Source organism: Corynebacterium sp. ACRQJ, from assembly GCF_022346045.1.
GTDB lineage: Bacteria > Actinomycetota > Actinomycetes > Mycobacteriales > Mycobacteriaceae > Corynebacterium > Corynebacterium evansiae.
The window spans coordinates 244,523-261,285 of sequence record NZ_JAKRMT010000002.1 but is presented as its reverse complement, the minus strand read 5'-3'; the positions used below and the strand labels follow the sequence as shown (position 1 = coordinate 261,285).

Below are 16,763 nucleotides of genomic sequence, written 5' to 3'. Positions count from 1 at the left end.
TTACTCACCCGTTCGCCACTCGAGTACCCCTTGCAAGCAAGGAGCCTTTCCGTTCGACTTGCATGTGTTAAGCACGCCGCCAGCGTTCGTCCTGAGCCAGGATCAAACTCTCCATAAAAAATGCCATCAGACACATGGTGAGCCTGAAAACCAGGCAAAACAAAAAATTACTGACAAAAGAATTGAAAAAAGGATAAATAAATCACATCAACCAACACCAACAACCACACAGTCGCTGGCTATTGATCAGACACAACATACATCCAAAAAACTTTTCCAAAACCATTTATCAGCCCAACAAGCACCCATAAAAAGGCAACACTCGTTGGGATACGCACATTACATATCGTGGAGACGTTACAACCACGCTGGCGTAACCACCACCAACCCACAATCCATGCGAGCTGATGGAGCACTGAAACAAGTCACAAAAGTAAATAAGACATACAATGCATCAGAATCAACACAAAGGTTGGTCAACAAAGTATCTAAACTTGGTTCATCACGCTATTGAGTTCTCAAACAACCTACGCACACAACAAACACACCACACAGTGGCAGTCACGTTGCGACGGATTACGAGTGTAAAGCAACCGTGAAGATAAAGCAAATTCCCGGTAAACAACCCGTTGCACTCGCACACAAACGAACTGTTTTACAGCTTCAAAATGATTGGCCAGACACTTATGACTTCCAGCGTTCCGAGAGTCTGTAACTCGCGGTGCTGTGTCGCGCTGACTTGGATTAATGTACACACACCCCACACCAAACACAAACCCGCAGGCCACAAGGCATTTTCACATGGCGTGAAGTCACACTAAAGTGCACATGCGCCCACATAGAGCTCTCAACGCTGCATAGGCCGCTGCACAAGCGCACCCTTTAGCGCTTCACCCGCTCCACTTCTGCACCCAGTGAGCACAGCTGTTCCGGGAACTCCGGGTAGCCACGGTCAATGTGGTAGACGTCGTGCACTTCGGTCTTCCCATCCGCCACCAGGCCGGCCAGCACCAGACCCGCGCCTGCACGAATGTCGGAGCTCCACACCGGCGCAGAGGAAAGCTGCTCCCTACCCCGGATAACTACGTGGTGGCCGTCGATGCTGGCGTCCGCACCCAAGCGCATCATCTCATCAACAAACCGGAAGCGGGACTCGAAGATGTTTTCCGTGATCACGCTCATGCCTTCACTCACCGTGCACAGTGCAATAGCCATGGGCTGCAGGTCAGTTGGGAATCCGGGGAAAGGAAGCGTTTGGTAGTCCACCGCCTTGGGACGCTCGTGCTGCACCACCCTAAAGCCGGTCGGATACGTCTCGACCTGCGCCCCCGCGAGCTTTAGCTTCTCCAGAACCAGGTGCAGATGCTGCGGATCGATACCGCCGACTGTGATGTCTCCCCGCGTCATAGCTGCAGCGTATGCCCAGGTACCTGCGACGATGCGGTCGCCAACAACCTCGTGGTCCACCGGGTTCAGTCGCTCCACGCCCTCGACGGTGATGGTGTTGGAACCAGCGCCGCTGATCTTCGCCCCCATCGCCACCAGCATGTCACACAGGTCCACGATCTCCGGCTCGCGCGCCGCATTGTCCAGCGTGGTTATGCCCTCAGCCAGCACAGCGGCGGTCAGAATGTTCTCTGTCGCGCCCACCGAAGGGAAGTCCAGCTTGATCTGCGCGCCATGGAGCTCCTCCGCTTCGGCGACCAGACAACCGTGCTCGATCTTGGTGGTTGCACCCAGCAGCTCTAGGCCGGATTGGTGCATGTCGAGCGGGCGGGAGCCGATGGCGTCACCACCAGGAAGAGCAACCCGCGCCTTGAGGCACCGTGAGGTCAGCGGCCCCAGTACCGCGACGGAAGCACGGAACTGGCGTACGGCCTCAAAGTCCGCATTGTACTCGATGTGCTCGGGAGTCGTGATGCGCACAACGTCGCCATCGAGCTCCACCCCACAGCCCAGGCCGCGCAGAACCTCGGCCATGTAGGGCACGTCGGCGATTTCGGGGCAATTGGTCAACGTGGTGGTTCCGGGTGCCAAAAGCGCTGCCGACATGAGCTTAAGCACGCTGTTCTTGGCGCCGGACACCTTGATGGCGCCCTGCAGTCTGGTTCCACCTGTCACTACGAAGCTGTCTTTCACGCCACCCAGCCTATAAAAAAATCGCCCCGCGCAAAGCGGAGCGATTCTTCGAAGCAATATCAGGGCAATATCAGGGCAGCGCGCCGATGCGTCGGGCTGCGTTGACCGCCTCGTAGCGGGTGTGCGCACCGAGCTTGCGCATCACGGAGCGCAGGTAGCTCTTCACGGTCTCCGCGCCAATGCCCATCTCGGCCGCGGCCTCCACATTCGTGTGCCCCAGGGCCACGCAGGCCAACACGTCGAGCTCACGCGCCGAAAGCTTGGTGGTCTGCTTCACGCGCACCGGGGAAACCATCTGATCGCATAGAACCTCGAGGTCGCGGCGCAGGTCCTCGTCCTCCACGCGGTTTGCGAGCATGCGCAGCTTGCTGTGCGTGGCGCGGACCTGCTCCCATTCCGCCCCGGACATCGATCGGACCTGCTTGTTTGCGGTCGCTCCCGCCGTGGCACCGCGTCCAGCGTCGTTTGCGCGCAGCGCCTCGTTGACCGCGATCTCCTGCTCCAGGCAGCGGGCGGTCATGGTGACCTCTTCGAGCACCTTGTCGCCCATGCGGGCACGGGAGTGGACGCCAGCGTAGAGAACGCCCCTGACTTCCCGCTTCACAATCACGGGAACTGCGACGACGGAGTGCAGGCCCTCATCGCGGATGTGGCGATCGAAGTCATGGCTGATGGCCTTTGCCCGGGTGTAATCAGAAACTCCCACTGGGCGGCGGGTGGTCACCACGCGGCCACCAACTCCCGCACCCGGAGCGATCTCGAGGTTGTGCAATGCCGGGGTGCGCAGGCCCACCCACTTGGAGATCCGCAGCTTTCCATCCGCCGAGCTCGTGGCGTACATGGTCACCGGAATGCCGGTCGCGTTCTTTAGAGAATTCAGCGCAGAAATGATGACGTCGTCGTCATCGCGTTGCCGCTGCTGGTCCACCTGGTTCACTCCTCAAACTTGACCTGTGGCGCCCACCCCGAAGGGCTAAGACGTCGTGTGAGAGGGAGTATAGTTCACCCCCTTGCTACCCCCAAAACTGCCCCCATGTTTCTTTTACAAAAAGAGACGGGAGCGCACACAACCTTATCGGGGCTAATCGACTGGGTTTTCTCAGAAAAAGCTAAGCGCTACCTAGGTTTTTGATACGCGCCAAACTGTTGTCCACCGTCTTGTCGGCAGCCTTCAAAAGATGCTTTTCCAGCCTTCCGGCGATCAGCGGTACCGACACGTCTGCGGTCAGAATCGCCTCCACTGCGGTCTCCGCTGCACCCTCTGCGGCGACCTCCCCGCTACCTTCAGCGATAGGCGCGTAGACGAAGTGGGTATCCATCGTCCCCATCTTCATCGGTAGGTCCATCTCGGCCTTGACCTCGAACGCACCGGTCTCATCCGGGCGCGAAACATAGGTCTCTTGATATGCGATGGGCGACTCGCCGTCTTTGGAGAGTTCTTGTAGCTCTTTTTGTGACGCCCTCACGCCAACCCGCGCCCATACCCGACCATCGGGCAGAACCTCCCGCTCGGCCTCGATGATCTGGGATTCCGTTTGCTCCACCATTCCTTCGTCGGTCAGCAGGAACGCCTCGCTGGAGACGACCTCGTAGACATCATGAATGGACAGGTCAATGGTGCGGTTGACTTGCTTCGAATGCGACATATCCGCAATTGTGCCAGGAATGGCGCCCGGTGGCGCGACTAGCGGTGCTGCCACTCCGGCTTGCGCTTCTCCACGAAGGCCGCCATGCCTTCCTTCTGATCCGCGGTGTCGAAGAGTCGCCAGAACTGCTGGCGCTCCGCCTCCACGCCCTCTTCCAGGGTGGTGCGGTAGGCCTCGTCCACCATTTCGGTGGCGGCAGCCGTTGCGACGTGGGACATGCTTGCCACCTTGGCGGCTACCTTCTGCACCTCGTCGGCGAAGCCCTCTGCCGGGAGCACGCGGGAAACCAGGCCGCTGCGCTCAGCTTCTTCGGCATCCATCATGCGACCGGTGAGGATCAAATCCATGGCCTTGTACTTCCCCACTGCGCGGGTCAGTCGCTGGGTGCCACCCATGCCCGGGATGATGCCCAGGGTGATCTCCGGCTGGCCGAACTTTGCGCTCTCGCTGGCCAGCAGAATGTCGCCGAGCATCGCCAGCTCGCAGCCGCCGCCCAGGGCGAAGCCGGATACGGCGGTGATCAGCGGGGTCTTCAGCTGCGCCAGCTTCTCCCAGTCGCCGAACAGGCGCTTCTCTGCCACCTCGGGGTAGGTTTCATCCTTCATTTCCTTGATATCCGCGCCGGCGGCGAATGCCTTTTCGCTGCCGGTGATGACGATGGCACCGATCTGCGGATCCGCGTCCAGCGCCTCCGCTGCCGGGACAATCTCAGAGAGCACTCCACTGTTCAGTGCGTTGAGGGCCTTCGGGCGGTCCAGGGTGATGGTCGCAACGGCGCCGTTAACGGCCACCTGGATGTTTTCGTAATTCTGGTTTTCGGTAGTCATGCTTGCCATTGAACCAAATCCCCTGCTGCCGTGCCTGAGAATCTGGCGAAGCTTGGGTGCGTAGGGGCGTCAATAAGAATCATTAGGCGCCCTTAAACACAGTGTTCAAGCAACCAACGAGGAATCACAGTGGTGCCCAGCGAACGAGCAGTGTAGACTACCCGGTATAGACCGATCAGTCTAGAACGAAAGGATCGCCCCAATGGCGAAGATTTACAACAACATCACCGACCTCATCGGCGGAACTCCGCTAGTTAAGCTGGGCGCATACGGCGAAGGCCTGAAGGCCAACGTCCTGCTGAAGCTGGAGGCCTTTAACCCGGCCAACTCCGTGAAGGACCGCATCGGTAAGGCCATCATCGAGGCAGCCGAGAAGGACGGCACCCTGAAGCCGGGCGGCACCATCGTCGAGGCAACCTCCGGAAACACCGGTATCGCGCTGGCCATGGTCGGCGCCGCTAAGGGCTACAAGGTAGTCCTGACCATGCCGGAAACCATGTCCAACGAGCGTCGCATCATGCTGCGCGCTCTGGGCGCAGAGCTGGTTCTGACCCCGGGTTCCGCCGGCATGCAGGGCGCAGTCGACAAGGCTAACGAGATCGTCGAGAACACCGACAACGCCATCCTGGCCCGCCAGTTCGCCAACCCGGCAAACCCGGAGATCCACTACAACACCACCGGCCCGGAGATCTGGGAAGACACCGACGGTGAAGTAGACATCTTCGTTGCCGGCGTGGGCACCGGCGGCACCATCTCCGGTGCGGCTAAGTACCTTAAGGAGAAGAACGACAAGATCGAGATCGTCGGCGTGGAGCCGGCGGACTCCCCGCTGCTGACCGAAGGCCGCTTCGGACCGCACAAGATCCAGGGCCTGGGCACCAACTTCTTCCCGGAGAACCTGAACAAGGACATCCTGGACCGCGTAATTGACGCTCCGCTGGAGAACGCAACCAAGACCGCCCGCGAGCTGGCTGTCTCTGAGGGCATCCTCTCCGGCATCTCCTCCGGTGCAGCCGTGTGGGCAGCCGTGCAGGAAGCTCAGAAGGACGAGAACGAGGGCAAGACCATCGTCGTCATCGTTCCCGACTTCGGCGAGCGCTACGTCTCCACCCTGCTGTTCGACGACCTGCGCGACTAATTCCGCTCTGGCAGTCGGCCGCAATTTAGTGAATCTAGTGGCCGCGGCTGTCCAGTAGCTACTGGCTGCAGGCAAGTAGGCGCTACCGCCTTTCCACCCAGCGGTGGAATAGGGGGCAGCGCCTTCTCGTTATAGTGGCTGCGAAAGCTTTTAAGCCGATACCCAACCAACCGAAAGACCACACCGTTGAGCATTCTTGGACGCATCCGCGAAGACCTGGCCAATGCCCGCGAACATGACCCAGCAGCGCGCGGAGACGTAGAAAACGCCATTGTGTACTCCGGCCTGCACGCCATCTGGGCGCACCGCGTATCCCACGCACTGTGGAAGCGCGGGCACCGTGGCATCGCGCGCATCATTAGCCAAGCGACCCGTGGCTTCACCGGCATCGAAATCCACCCGGGCGCCACCATTGGCCGCAGATTCTTTATCGACCATGGCATGGGTGTGGTCATCGGCGAGACAGCGGAGATCGGCGATGACGTCATGCTCTACCACGGTGTGACGCTCGGCGGCTCCGAACTGGTGCAGCGCAAGCGCCACCCCACCATCGGCAACGGGGTGATGATCGGCGCAGGCGCGAAGGTGCTGGGGCCCATCACCATCGGCGAGGGCTCCGCGATCGGCGCCAACGCGGTGGTTACCAAGGATGCTCCCCCGAACTCGATCTTGACGGGCATCCCGGCGAAGATCCGCCCCCGCAAGCCCAACCAGAACACCCCTCTCGTCGACGCCGTGAAGTGGGTCGACGACATGCAGAACAACATCTAGGCGCGCAGCCAGCTAGGCCAGCAGCTCCTTAAAGTCCGGGTTCTTCTCCACGAAGGCCGCGACAGCGGAGCAGCTGGCCTTAATCTTTAGCCCCGCCTCCTTGGTCTCCAGCAAAGCCTCGCTAATCAACGGCTGGGACAGCCCCTGGCCACGGAACGCTGGATCCACCACGGTGTGGTTGAAGTCGCGGACGTTGCCCTCCTGGGAGTACTCGGCGAAGCCTGCCTCCTGGTCGTCCACGTAGATGACGAAGCGGCTCTGCTCTTGATCGTGAACGATGCTCTTGGTGCCTGACATACTGCTGGGGCTCCCTTCCCTATTGCTCTTCTTATCCTCTAGTAGCTGTGCTAGCTTCTAGCCCCCAGTGTACGTACGGCAAAACCCCGGTAGCTTTCCGCTACCGGGGTGGAATGTGGCCAGAGCCGGGATCGAACCGGCGACCTTTCACTTTTCAGGCGAACGCTCTACCAACTGAGCTATCTGGCCTTCGTTGCCCGACCGCTTCCGATTCGAACATCGAAGCGACCCTGACGGGACTTGAACCCGCGACCTCCGCCGTGACAGGGCGGCGCGCTAACCAACTGCGCCACAGGGCCAATCTTGCCTGCGCAACTAAATAAAACGACCAGACAACAACTTGTCTAAGCCGTCCGTTGCACGAGAATAGACTCTACACAGTGTCAAAGTTCTTAAGCAAATCAGCTGTTCAAACGTCATTTCTGGCAGGCTTTCACGTCACTGTTGAAGTGTCCAACACGCAAGCTAGGGGCGTCACAAAGAAAGACAAAAAGAAAAAGAACCTCCCCGGCGCGAAAAGCACCGGAAAGGCTCTCCATGAGGTCTTTTATGGCGACCCTGACGGGACTTGAACCCGCGACCTCCGCCGTGACAGGGCGGCGCGCTAACCAACTGCGCCACAGGGCCGTACTCCCAACGGGATTCGAACCCGTGTTACCGCCGTGAAAGGGCGGGGTCCTAGGCCTCTAGACGATGGGAGCTCTACAAAGTAAGCCAGCAAGAAACTCTAGCTTTCCTTAGCAGCTTGAACAGTTTAAACCAGGTGCGAGCGCCAGAACAAATCGCCCGGTGAAGTGGAGAAATAGACAGCCGCAGGCAACGCAAAACCCCGCCGCGGCGCGACCATGATCTCCATGGAAGCGCCCCGACGGGGTAATCGCGAACGTGGGCCCTGCGGGGCTCGAACCCGCGACCTGCGGATTAAAAGTCCGTAGCTCTACCAACTGAGCTAAAGGCCCAACGGGAGCATTCTATCTAACGTTTCTTTGAAGCAGAAAATTGCCCCCTAGCACAGCGCCGGCGCTGTGCCGGAGCCGGAGACTAGCACCAGCGCTAGCCCTTCATGGATCCCTTCTCCGCCAGGTTGAGGTGGAAGCTGAAGGCGGTCTTCAGGTCGTGCGGGGTCTGCAGGTGGTTGCCCTCGGCGCAGGCGCGCTCGTAGTACTCCTCCAGCAGTGGACGGTAGTCCGGGTGCGCAACGGAGATGATCTTCGGCACGCGATCGCGCGGCGCCAGGCCACGCAGGTCCGCGTAGCCGTGCTCCGTGATGATCACCATCACGTCGTGCTCTGTGTGGTCGACGTGGGAGGCGAAGGGCACGATGGCGGAAATGGCGCCATCCTTGGCCGTGGACGGGGAGATGAAGGTGGACAGGAAGGCATTGCGCGTGAAGTCGCCGGAGCCACCGATGCCATTCATGATGCGCGAGCCAGACACGTTCGTGGAGTTCACGTTGCCGTAGATGTCACAGCCGATCATGCCGTTGGAGGCGATGAGGCCCGTGCGGCGGATGACCTCCGGGTGGTTGGAGATCTGCTGCGGGCGCAGGACGATGTGCTCGCGGTAGCGCTTCGCCTCTTCATTCATCTTCTTGGCGTACTCCGGAGACAGCGCGAAGGAGGTTGCGGAGGCGACGGTCATCTTGCCGTTGTCGATAAGGTCCAGCATGCCGTCCTGGATCACCTCAGTGTAGGCCTGGATGTTCTCGAACTTGGAGTCCAGCAGACCCGCCATCACGGCATTCGGCACGTTGCCCACGCCGGACTGCATGATGTAGCCGTCGTAGGTCAGGCGACCGGCCTCAACCTCTCCCTCGAGGAGGTCCAGGAAGTGCCCGGCGATCTTCTCGGAGATCTCGTCGGTCGGCTTGAACGGTGCGTTGCGATCCTCGGCGTTGGTCTTCACCACGGCCACGACCTTGTTCTGGTCTACCGGGATGTACGGCGTGCCGATGCGGTCGCCGGGGCGGTTGATCGGGATCGGGGTGCGGTTCGGCAGGTCCTGGATCTTGTAGATGTCGTGCATGCCCTCCAGGTCAAGGGACTGCCACTCGTTGACCTCGATAATGATCTTGCGGGCGGAGTTGAGGTACTCCACGTTGTTGCCCACTGCCGAGGACGGGATGATGTTGCCCGCCTCGTCGATACGCACGGCCTCTACAACGGCTACGTCCAGCTGTCCAAAGAAGCCTTCCTCGACCTGCTGGCCGAGGTGGGAGAGGTGGATGTCCTGGTACTTAATTTCGCCAGCGTTGATTTTCTTGCGCATCACCGGGTCGGAGGCGTAGGGGGTGCGGTAGCGCACAGCATCGGCCTCGGCCAGCACGCCGTCGCAGTCAGGTGCGGTGGAGGCGCCGGTGAAGAGGTCGATCTGGAAGTCTTCCCCGCGACCGTGCAGTTCCTTAGCCTTCTCGGCGATGGCCGTCGGCAGCGCCTTGGGGTAGCCCGCTCCCGTGAAGCCGGACATGCCGATCTTGTCGCCGTGGTTGATGAACTGCGCCGCCTCGTCGGCGGACATGACCTTGGACCTGTAGAACTCGTTGGCGATGCGCTCAGACATCGGTTCCTCCTCCATAGCTGTTTAGCGGTTTCTCCGCTCCTTTTCTCAGCCTACATAAGCGTGACGTGGCTCGCCCTCGCCCCTCATGCGAATTGTTGAACATTTATTGACGCTCTTTGCTTATTGACGCCCTTTGGTATTCACCCCTCCCCAGTGTGACAATGGTGGCCGTGACTACATCGACCGCAACCCCCACCTCCACCACGCAGCAGGACTCAACCACCCCGGCTGGTTCGCCTGGCGAAGTGCCCCAGCCCAACCAGCGATTCCAGGGCCTGAGAATCGGCAAGATGCAGCTCGACTCCCCCGTCGTGCTCGCTCCGATGGCAGGCGTGACCAACGTGGCCTTCCGCAGCTTGTGCCGCGAGCAGGAGCGCGAACGCATGGGCTCCGTCGCCGGGCTGTACGTCTGCGAAATGGTGACGGCCCGCGCGTTGGTCGAACGCAACCCGAAAACCCTGCACATGACAACCTTCGCGCCGGACGAGGATCCCCGCAGCCTGCAGCTGTACACCACCGACCCGGAGTACACCTACAAGGCGGCCAAGATGATCGTCGACGAGAACCTCGCCGATCACATCGACATGAACTTCGGCTGCCCCGTGCCCAAGGTCACCCGACGTGGCGGCGGCTCCGCCCTGCCCTACAAGCGCAGGCTCTTTGGAAACATCGTGGCTGCCGCGGTTAAGGCCACGGAAGGCACGGACATTCCAGTGACCGTGAAAATGCGCGTGGGAATCGACGACCAGCACCACACCCACCTGGATGCCGGCCGCATCGCCGTGGAAGAGGGTGCGGCCGCTGTGGCTTTGCACGGCCGTACCGCAGCACAGCGCTACTCCGGTCACGCGGATTGGAACGAGATCGCGCGCCTGAAGGAGCACCTGGCCCACACGGGCATCCCCGTGCTGGGCAACGGCGACATCTTTAAGGCCACGGATGCCCGCGCCATGATGGAGCAGACTGGCTGCGACGGCGTGGTCGTGGGGCGCGGCTGCCTGGGCCGCCCGTGGCTCTTCGCGGAGCTCTCCGCCGAGCTGCGCGGCCTGCCGATCCCCAGCGAGCCCACCCTAGGTGAGGTAGCGCGCATCATCCTGCGCCACGCGGAACTGTTGGCCGCCCACGACGGCGAGCAGAAGGCCTGCCGTGACCTGCGCAAGCACATGACGTGGTACCTACGCGGTTTCCCCGCCGGCGGGGAACTGCGCCGCAGCCTGTCCCGGGTGAGCAGCCTGGATGAGCTGAAGTCTGCGCTCGCCGACGTGTGGGACTCCCCCGCCCTGGCCGAGGACGCCGACGGCGCCCGCGGCCGCCAGGGATCCCCGGCAAAGGTGGCCCTGCCAGAGGGCTGGCTGGACGACCCGGAGGACGAGACTGTCCCGGACGGCGCCGACATCGAAAACAGTGGTGGTTAATAGTTTTCGGAGCTCTGCGTTTTCGGGGTTATAAGGCGGGGCTAATATTCAGCGCCACCGAGCTCCAGAGACTATAGTTTTTTCACATGCGTAGGGTGTACCGAAACCAACTCCGGGAATTTAAACACGACATTTCGCTGATGGCGGATTTCGTGCGCACTGCGCTCAATTCCGCTACCCGTTCTCTGCTAGAGACCGACTTGGAGCTTGCCGAAAAGGTCCTTAGCAGCGTGGATACACTCGAGGATCTGCGCGAGACCGCAGTCAAGGATGCCTTCCAGCTGCTAGCGCTGGAAGCGCCCGTAGCGCGGGACTTGCGCATCGTCGTTGCCGGCCAGCACATTGTCGAGGATTTCACCCGCATGGGCGCGCTTGCGGTGCATGTGGCAAAGGTGGCGCGGCGGCGTCATCCAGAAAATGCTGTACCCGAGTCCGTCCGCCCCTATATCGAAGAGATGGCTCGGCAGTGCGACAACTCGGCGGCGAAGATCCAGGCCCTGCTGCGCGAGCTCGACGTAAACACCGCCCTCGAGCTCGTCGAAGACGACGACGCGGTCGATGACATCCACCGCCACATCTTCCAGCTCACCACCCAGCGCGAATGGCCGCACACAGTGCGCGAGGCCGTGGACGTCACGCTGCTGTCGCGCTACTTCGAGCGCTATTCGGATCACGCGGTGGAGATCGCCAACCGCATCGTCTTCATCATCACCGGCCTCACGCCGGACGAATACCACCGCAAGCAGGAGAACGACGAGCTGCAGCAGCGCTTCCGCGAGCAGTTCGATGAGATGCGCTACCGCTACGACACGAACCTGGATTACTAGCCGGCCGCAGTGCGCCGCCGGCCGCTGCCGAGCGCAGCTAGGCGCAACCGGGCGCAGACCGCGGTTGTCTAGCGCGCGTACGCCTTCTTCGCGAACATGGCAGCGTTCAGCGCATCGTCGAGCAGCTGCTCCGGGGTGCGGCTAACGTCCAGCTGGATGCCCTTCTCCCCCGGCGTGAGGCGCTGCAAATCCTCCAGCTGCGCGGTCAACAGCTCGCGCGGCATGTCGGCTTCTCCCACACGGTTCTTCATGCGCTCCGCGAGCACGTCCTCGGTGCCATACAGGTGCACGTAGAACACGGTCGCGTTCTCGCCCACGTCATTGAGGATCTCGCGGTGGTCGATGCGCAGCGCGGTGCAGGCGGTGACGGTGTTGTTACCCTGGGCGGCCTCGTCCGCAATCCAGTCGCGCACGATCCCTAGCCACTTACGGCGCCCGGCCTCCGGCGGGAGCTTGCCGTCCTGCAGGATCTCCAGCGCCCCCTCTGGGTGCAGATCGTCGGCTTCCTGCAGCTGCCAGCCGGTCTTCTCGGCAAAGGCGCGCGCCAGGGTGGTCTTGCCGCTGCCGCTGACCCCCATCACGACGACGTGGATAGTTGCCGGAGTCTCTTGGCTAGACATGTGGCTCCTTTCTTCTCTGCGGTGGTTCTCTGGGTTACCCGTTACTGCCTTCCAGTATGCCGTTTATTTTTATTATTGACGCCAAAAGCGGGGTTCCGGCGCTAACCGGAACCCCGCTAGTGGGTGGCAAGCTCAGCGGGAGCCTGCCGAAGACACTTTTTCTAAGATCCTGTACCTGCTTGACGGGCAGGTAGGAGTTTTATCCGAAGCGACCGGAGATGTAGTCCTCGGTCTCCTTCTTCGTCGGGTTTTCGAAGATCTGCTTGGTCGGGCCAACCTCGACCAGCTGGCCGGGCTTGCCGGTTGCTTCCAGGGAGTAGAAGGCGGTCTGATCGGACACACGGGCTGCCTGCTGCATGTTGTGCGTCACGATGACGATGGTGAACTCTTCCTTCAGCTCGTGGATCAGATCCTCCACGGCCAGAGTGGAGATCGGGTCCAGTGCGGAGCAGGGCTCATCCATCAGCAGAACTTCCGGCTCGACCGCGATGGCGCGGGCGATGCAGAGGCGCTGCTGCTGACCACCGGACAGGCCGCCGCCCGGTCGGTCGAGACGATCCTTAACTTCGTCCCACAGGTTGGCGCCGCGCAGTGCGCGCTCTGCAACCTCGCGGAGCTTCTTCTTGTTCTTTTCGCCGGACAGCTTCAGTCCGGCCACTACGTTCTCTTCGATGGACATCGTCGGGAACGGGTTTGCCTTCTGGAAGACCATGCCGATGGTGTTACGGACAGCCACCGGGTCGATCTTCGGGCCGTAAATGTCTTCGCCGTCGAGCAGGATCTCGCCCTTGACGTAGGCGCCGGGGATAACCTCGTGCATACGGTTCAGGGTGCGCAGCACGGTGGACTTACCACAGCCGGACGGGCCGATGAAGGCGGTCACTGCCTTCGGCGGGATGTGCAGGTTGACGTCCTGTACGGCATGAAAGTCGCCGTAGTAGATGTTGACGTCGTTGAGGTCTAGGCGCTTAGCCATTGTGTTGTTCTCCTAGGAAAAGGCTTTGTTTGGGTTTAGGTCCCGGTGGGGTCAAAGGCTTGGGGTGAGCCTTAGACCTTCACCGAATAGCGCTTCGAGATCAGGCGGGCGCCAATCATCAGGATTGCCACGAGCAGCACCAGGGTCAGTGCGGAGCCCCACAGGCGCTCCAGCACGAACTCGTTACTGCCCGCGCCGTACAGGTCGACCATGTACAGCGGCAGGGACTGCTGGCCACCTTCGAACGGGTTCCAGTTGATCTTGGTGGTGGAGCCAACCAGGATCAGCACCGGTGCGGACTCACCCATCACGCGGGCTACGGCCAGCATGATGCCGGTAACGATGCCGGACAGCGCGGTGGGAAGGACGATCTTCACGATGGTCTTCCACTTCGGCACACCCAGTGCGTAAGAGGCCTCACGCAGATCCATCGGAACCACGCGCAGCATCTCTTCCGCGTTACGCACGATGATCGGAACCATCAGCAGAACCAGCGCAAGCGACACTGCGAAGCCGGAACGTTCGAAGCCAAACATGGTGATCCACATTGCGTAGACGAACAGGGCGGCGACGATGGAGGGAACACCGGTCAGAATGTCGACCATGAAGGTCGTGATGCGGCCGAGGAATCCGCCGCGGGAGTACTCCACCAGGTAGATAGCGGTGAACACACCGATCGGGATGGAGAGGGCGGAGGTAACCACGACCTGCATCAAGGTACCGATGATGGCGTGGACTGCACCACCACCGGCCTTGTTACGCGGCTGGCCGACCATGTCGTAAACCCACCAGTCGGGGTTAAGGATCGCAGGCAGGCCTTCGCTGAAAACCTTGATCAAGACCCACAGCAGTGGAACCAGAGCCAGCGCCATGGCGAAGTAGATGATGACGGTGGCAAGCTTGTCGACCGCCTTGCGCTTACCGGAAATCTGAGTAAACAGCTCGGAGGACGAAGAGGACTTCTTGTTTTCTACAGTTGCTGCATCTGTCATTGTTCTCTTCTCCTACTTCTTCGCCACAACGGCGCGGGCGGCAGCGTTAACCAGGAAGGTCAACAGGAACAGAACGAGGCCGGCGGAGATGTAGGCACCCGCCTTGAGCTCGTCGTTGAACTCCGGCGCGGCCGCGGCGATGGCGGTTGCGAAGGTTGTACCACCGTCCATTAGGGAGCCACGGAAACCCGGAGCACTAGCGATGACCATGTACAGCGCCATGGTTTCGCCCAGCGCGCGACCCAGACCCAGCATTGCACCGGAGATGTAGCCGGACAGGCCGAAGGGCAGCACGGTCATGCGGACAACTTCCCAGCGGGTTGCGCCCAGTGCCAGTGCGGCCTCGACGTGCCCCTTCGGGGTCTGCACGAAAACCTCACGGGTGGTAGCGGCGATAACCGGCAGAATCATGATTGCCAAGACGATGCCACCGGTGAAGATGTTGCGGGAGGTGGAGAACGGCGGGGAGCTACCCTGCTGGTGGTTGAACAGGAAGAAGCCACCGGCCCAGCCGGACAGCCATTCAAAGAAGTCGCCGAGTGCCGGGCCGAGGACGTAAGCACCCCAGATACCGAACACGATGGAGGGCACGGCTGCCAGCAGGTCGATCATGAAGCCCAGGGGCTTGATGAAACGCTTCGGGCAATAGTTGGACAGGAAGATCGCGATACCCAGCGCAACCGGCATGGCCAGCAGGAGGGCGACGATGGACACCAGGACGGTGGTGAAGAACAGGTTCGGGATACCGAACTGCATCCACCCGCCGTCGTTGTTGGTGTAGTCGGTGTTCCAGCGCTCACCGTAGGTGAAGAAGCTGAAAATACCGTCGCGCAGGCGGCTCAGTGCGGGGACTGCCTGCAAAATTAGGAACAAACCGATCAGGCCGATGATCACGGTGATCAGGATTGAGGAGGTCTTTGCCAGCGTTTCGAAAACAACATCGCCAGGGCGCTTAACGCTGCCACCGCCGGAGCGCTGGCTATCTTGCGCCAACTGGTGATCCTGCTTCGGCTGAGGGGCGTCGCCCTCTGCCTTTGCGGACTTGGCGACCTCAACCTTATTGGCGTTTGCCATGAGGGATCCTTAAAAGGTCGTTATTCAATACCAGAATAAAAGTGAAAAGTGTTTCGCGTCACTGTAGTTACCGCATTCAGACCGCAACCCCCGATCGAAGAACGAGCGGGGGTTACATCGCTGTCTAAATGCCAGCGTTTAACTACTTCAGAGCGTCGACAGACTCTTCCAGCTTGGACTTGAACTCGCCGTCCACCGGGATGTAACCCTGGTCAGCCAGCTCGTCGTTCTGGTTGTCCAGGATGGTGTTCAGGAAGTTCTTAACCAGCTTCGCGGTGTTGTCGTCGTAGCCAGCGGAGCAGACGATCTCGTAGGTGGTCAGAACCAGCGGGTACTCGTCCTCGCCGTTCATTGCGTACAGCTTGTCAGCGTCAACGACCAGGTCGTTGCCCTCGCCGGAGAACTCAACCTCGCCCAGAGCCTTGTTAACGTTGTCCTTGTTCAGCTCAACCGGGCCGGAGCCGAAGTCGATCTTGGCGATGTTGACTGCGTCGAGCTCCTCAGCGAAGCCGGACTCAACGTAGGTGATTGCGCCGTTGGTAGCTGCAACCTGGTCAGCGACACCCTTGGACTTCGGAGCACCGGTGCCGACCTCGGTCGGGAAGCTCTTGCCCTCGGAGTCCCACTCACCGCTGGAGGCAGCCAGGAACTTCTGGAAGTTGTCGGAGGTACCGGACTCGTCAGAGCGGTACACAACCTCGATCGGGTCGGACGGCAGATCAACGCCCTCGTTCTCAGCCTTGATAGCCTCGTCGTCCCACTTCTTGATCTCGCCCTTGAAGATCTTTGCAACGGTCTTGGTGGACAGGTTCAGCTCGTCCACGCCCTCCAGGTGGTAAGCAATTGCAACCGGGCCGATGACCATCGGCAGGTGCCATGCGTCGTTACCGTCGCAGCGCTTCTTAGCGTCTGCGATCTGGTCGTCCTTCAGCGGGGAGTCGGAACCAGCGAAGTCAGCCTGGCCAGCGATGAACTTCTTCTGGCCGTCACCGGAACCAGAAGCGTTGTAAGCCAGGGTAGCGCCGGTGCTGGAGAAAGCCGGGCCGAAGATGTTCTGGATTGCGTTGTCCTGAGAGGAAGCGCCTTCGCCGCGCAGTTCGCCGGTGGCCTCCTCCATCTCGCGAGAGCCTTCGCTGCTGCCGCCTTCGTTGTTGTCAGCGTTGGAGCAGCCGGTCAGGATCAGGGAACCAGCAAACAGGGTTGCAGCTGCAGCGCTGGCGCGCTTCATGGTGAACTTCACGAGGTTTTCCTCCGAAAAATTGTCAGAAGTACAGAAAAGTGCCTTACAGGAGAAGCCCGCAGTTGTAGGAGCCACTCTTGCGTCACCAAGAAAGTTAATCGGCGCTTATGGATTTAAAGAGTGCTGTAAGTGAACAGCAGGTGAACAACAGTATTTATGCAGCACAGCCAACTTTCTCGGTTCAGAAAGCAATGCCAAAGCACCCCCAGCACCACACCTAAACGCTACCCCCATGTGACAGA

At 60.6% G+C, this 16,763-nt stretch carries 15 protein-coding genes, 5 tRNA genes and 1 rRNA gene; 4 read left to right on the top strand and 17 right to left on the bottom strand.

The annotated features are described in order from the left end of the window. The 5 genes from MHX52_RS02615 to MHX52_RS02595 all read right to left on the bottom strand — a co-directional run. A 16S ribosomal RNA gene (locus tag MHX52_RS02615) occupies window positions 1–118 on the bottom strand; the annotation flags it as partial. A gap of 764 nt (window positions 119–882) precedes the next feature. After that, a complete protein-coding gene (gene murA, locus MHX52_RS02610) occupies window positions 883–2,139 on the bottom strand; it encodes a UDP-N-acetylglucosamine 1-carboxyvinyltransferase (protein ID WP_239316422.1) in 1,257 nt (418 codons plus the stop codon). 70 nt (window positions 2,140–2,209) lie between these two features. Then, entirely contained in the window at window positions 2,210–3,067 is an 858-nt protein-coding gene (gene ramA / locus MHX52_RS02605) for an acetate metabolism transcriptional regulator RamA (RefSeq protein WP_035004588.1), read from the bottom strand. Between the two features lie 181 nt (window positions 3,068–3,248). Then, window positions 3,249–3,785, bottom strand: coding sequence for a DUF2505 family protein (locus tag MHX52_RS02600; protein ID WP_035004938.1), 537 nt, complete (start codon window positions 3,783–3,785; stop codon window positions 3,249–3,251). Window positions 3,786–3,823: 38 nt separating this feature from the next. Further along, window positions 3,824–4,621, bottom strand: coding sequence for an enoyl-CoA hydratase-related protein (locus tag MHX52_RS02595; protein WP_035004590.1), 798 nt, complete (start codon window positions 4,619–4,621; stop codon window positions 3,824–3,826). Window positions 4,622–4,814: 193 nt separating this feature from the next. On the opposite strand from MHX52_RS02595, the gene cysK reads away from it, so the two are divergent. Both cysK and epsC read left to right on the top strand, forming a co-directional pair. Continuing rightward, entirely contained in the window at window positions 4,815–5,750 is a 936-nt protein-coding gene (cysK, locus tag MHX52_RS02590; protein WP_239202224.1) for a cysteine synthase A, read from the top strand. A gap of 186 nt (window positions 5,751–5,936) precedes the next feature. Beyond that, window positions 5,937–6,521 carry a serine O-acetyltransferase EpsC gene (epsC, locus tag MHX52_RS02585; RefSeq protein WP_034986168.1) on the top strand — a complete coding sequence of 195 codons (585 nt, stop codon included), beginning with the start codon at window positions 5,937–5,939 and terminating at the stop codon, window positions 6,519–6,521. Between the two features lie 12 nt (window positions 6,522–6,533). Here the strand turns inward: epsC and MHX52_RS02580 are convergent, their stop codons facing one another. From MHX52_RS02580 to MHX52_RS02550, 7 genes are all read right to left on the bottom strand, one after another. Continuing rightward, window positions 6,534–6,818: a GNAT family N-acetyltransferase gene (locus tag MHX52_RS02580; RefSeq protein ID WP_239316420.1), complete on the bottom strand. Its 285-nt coding sequence runs from the start codon at window positions 6,816–6,818 to the stop codon at window positions 6,534–6,536. A 116-nt stretch (window positions 6,819–6,934) separates the two neighbouring features. Beyond that, a tRNA-Phe gene (locus MHX52_RS02575) sits at window positions 6,935–7,007 on the bottom strand. A gap of 36 nt (window positions 7,008–7,043) precedes the next feature. Further along, window positions 7,044–7,117: transfer RNA gene (locus MHX52_RS02570), tRNA-Asp, on the bottom strand. Between the two features lie 251 nt (window positions 7,118–7,368). Further along, window positions 7,369–7,445, bottom strand: a tRNA-Asp gene (locus MHX52_RS02565). A gap of 1 nt (window position 7,446) precedes the next feature. Beyond that, window positions 7,447–7,519 (bottom strand) — tRNA-Glu (locus MHX52_RS02560). 185 nt (window positions 7,520–7,704) lie between these two features. Next, window positions 7,705–7,777, bottom strand: a tRNA-Lys gene (locus tag MHX52_RS02555). 94 nt (window positions 7,778–7,871) lie between these two features. Beyond that, window positions 7,872–9,377 carry an acetyl-CoA hydrolase/transferase family protein gene (locus MHX52_RS02550; protein WP_070488488.1) on the bottom strand — a complete coding sequence of 502 codons (1,506 nt, stop codon included), beginning with the start codon at window positions 9,375–9,377 and terminating at the stop codon, window positions 7,872–7,874. A 290-nt stretch (window positions 9,378–9,667) separates the two neighbouring features. Here MHX52_RS02550 and dusB point away from each other — a divergent pair, with 290 nt between their 5' ends. Both dusB and phoU read left to right on the top strand, forming a co-directional pair. Continuing rightward, window positions 9,668–10,792 carry a tRNA dihydrouridine synthase DusB gene (gene dusB / locus MHX52_RS02545; protein WP_035004594.1) on the top strand — a complete coding sequence of 375 codons (1,125 nt, stop codon included), beginning with the start codon at window positions 9,668–9,670 and terminating at the stop codon, window positions 10,790–10,792. An 86-nt stretch (window positions 10,793–10,878) separates the two neighbouring features. Next, complete coding sequence (phoU, locus tag MHX52_RS02540) at window positions 10,879–11,619, top strand: phosphate signaling complex protein PhoU (protein WP_049050079.1); 741 nt, start codon at window positions 10,879–10,881, stop codon at window positions 11,617–11,619. 68 nt (window positions 11,620–11,687) lie between these two features. Here the strand turns inward: phoU and MHX52_RS02535 are convergent, their stop codons facing one another. The 5 genes from MHX52_RS02535 to pstS all read right to left on the bottom strand — a co-directional run bounded on the left by MHX52_RS02535 (window position 11,688) and on the right by pstS (window position 16,521). Then, on the bottom strand, window positions 11,688–12,239 hold the full coding sequence (locus MHX52_RS02535) for a gluconokinase (RefSeq protein WP_239316418.1): 552 nt from the start codon (window positions 12,237–12,239) through the stop codon (window positions 11,688–11,690). Window positions 12,240–12,438: 199 nt separating this feature from the next. Beyond that, on the bottom strand, window positions 12,439–13,215 hold the full coding sequence (pstB, locus tag MHX52_RS02530; protein WP_035004600.1) for a phosphate ABC transporter ATP-binding protein PstB: 777 nt from the start codon (window positions 13,213–13,215) through the stop codon (window positions 12,439–12,441). 71 nt (window positions 13,216–13,286) lie between these two features. Next, window positions 13,287–14,207 (bottom strand): phosphate ABC transporter permease PstA, encoded by a 921-nt coding sequence (gene pstA, locus MHX52_RS02525; protein WP_239316416.1) that lies wholly within the window; start codon window positions 14,205–14,207, stop codon window positions 13,287–13,289. 12 nt (window positions 14,208–14,219) lie between these two features. Further along, window positions 14,220–15,281 carry a phosphate ABC transporter permease subunit PstC gene (gene pstC / locus MHX52_RS02520; RefSeq protein ID WP_049050082.1) on the bottom strand — a complete coding sequence of 354 codons (1,062 nt, stop codon included), beginning with the start codon at window positions 15,279–15,281 and terminating at the stop codon, window positions 14,220–14,222. A gap of 142 nt (window positions 15,282–15,423) precedes the next feature. Then, window positions 15,424–16,521: a phosphate ABC transporter substrate-binding protein PstS gene (gene pstS, locus MHX52_RS02515; protein WP_370642202.1), complete on the bottom strand. Its 1,098-nt coding sequence runs from the start codon at window positions 16,519–16,521 to the stop codon at window positions 15,424–15,426. Between the last annotated feature and the right edge of the window lie 242 nt (window positions 16,522–16,763).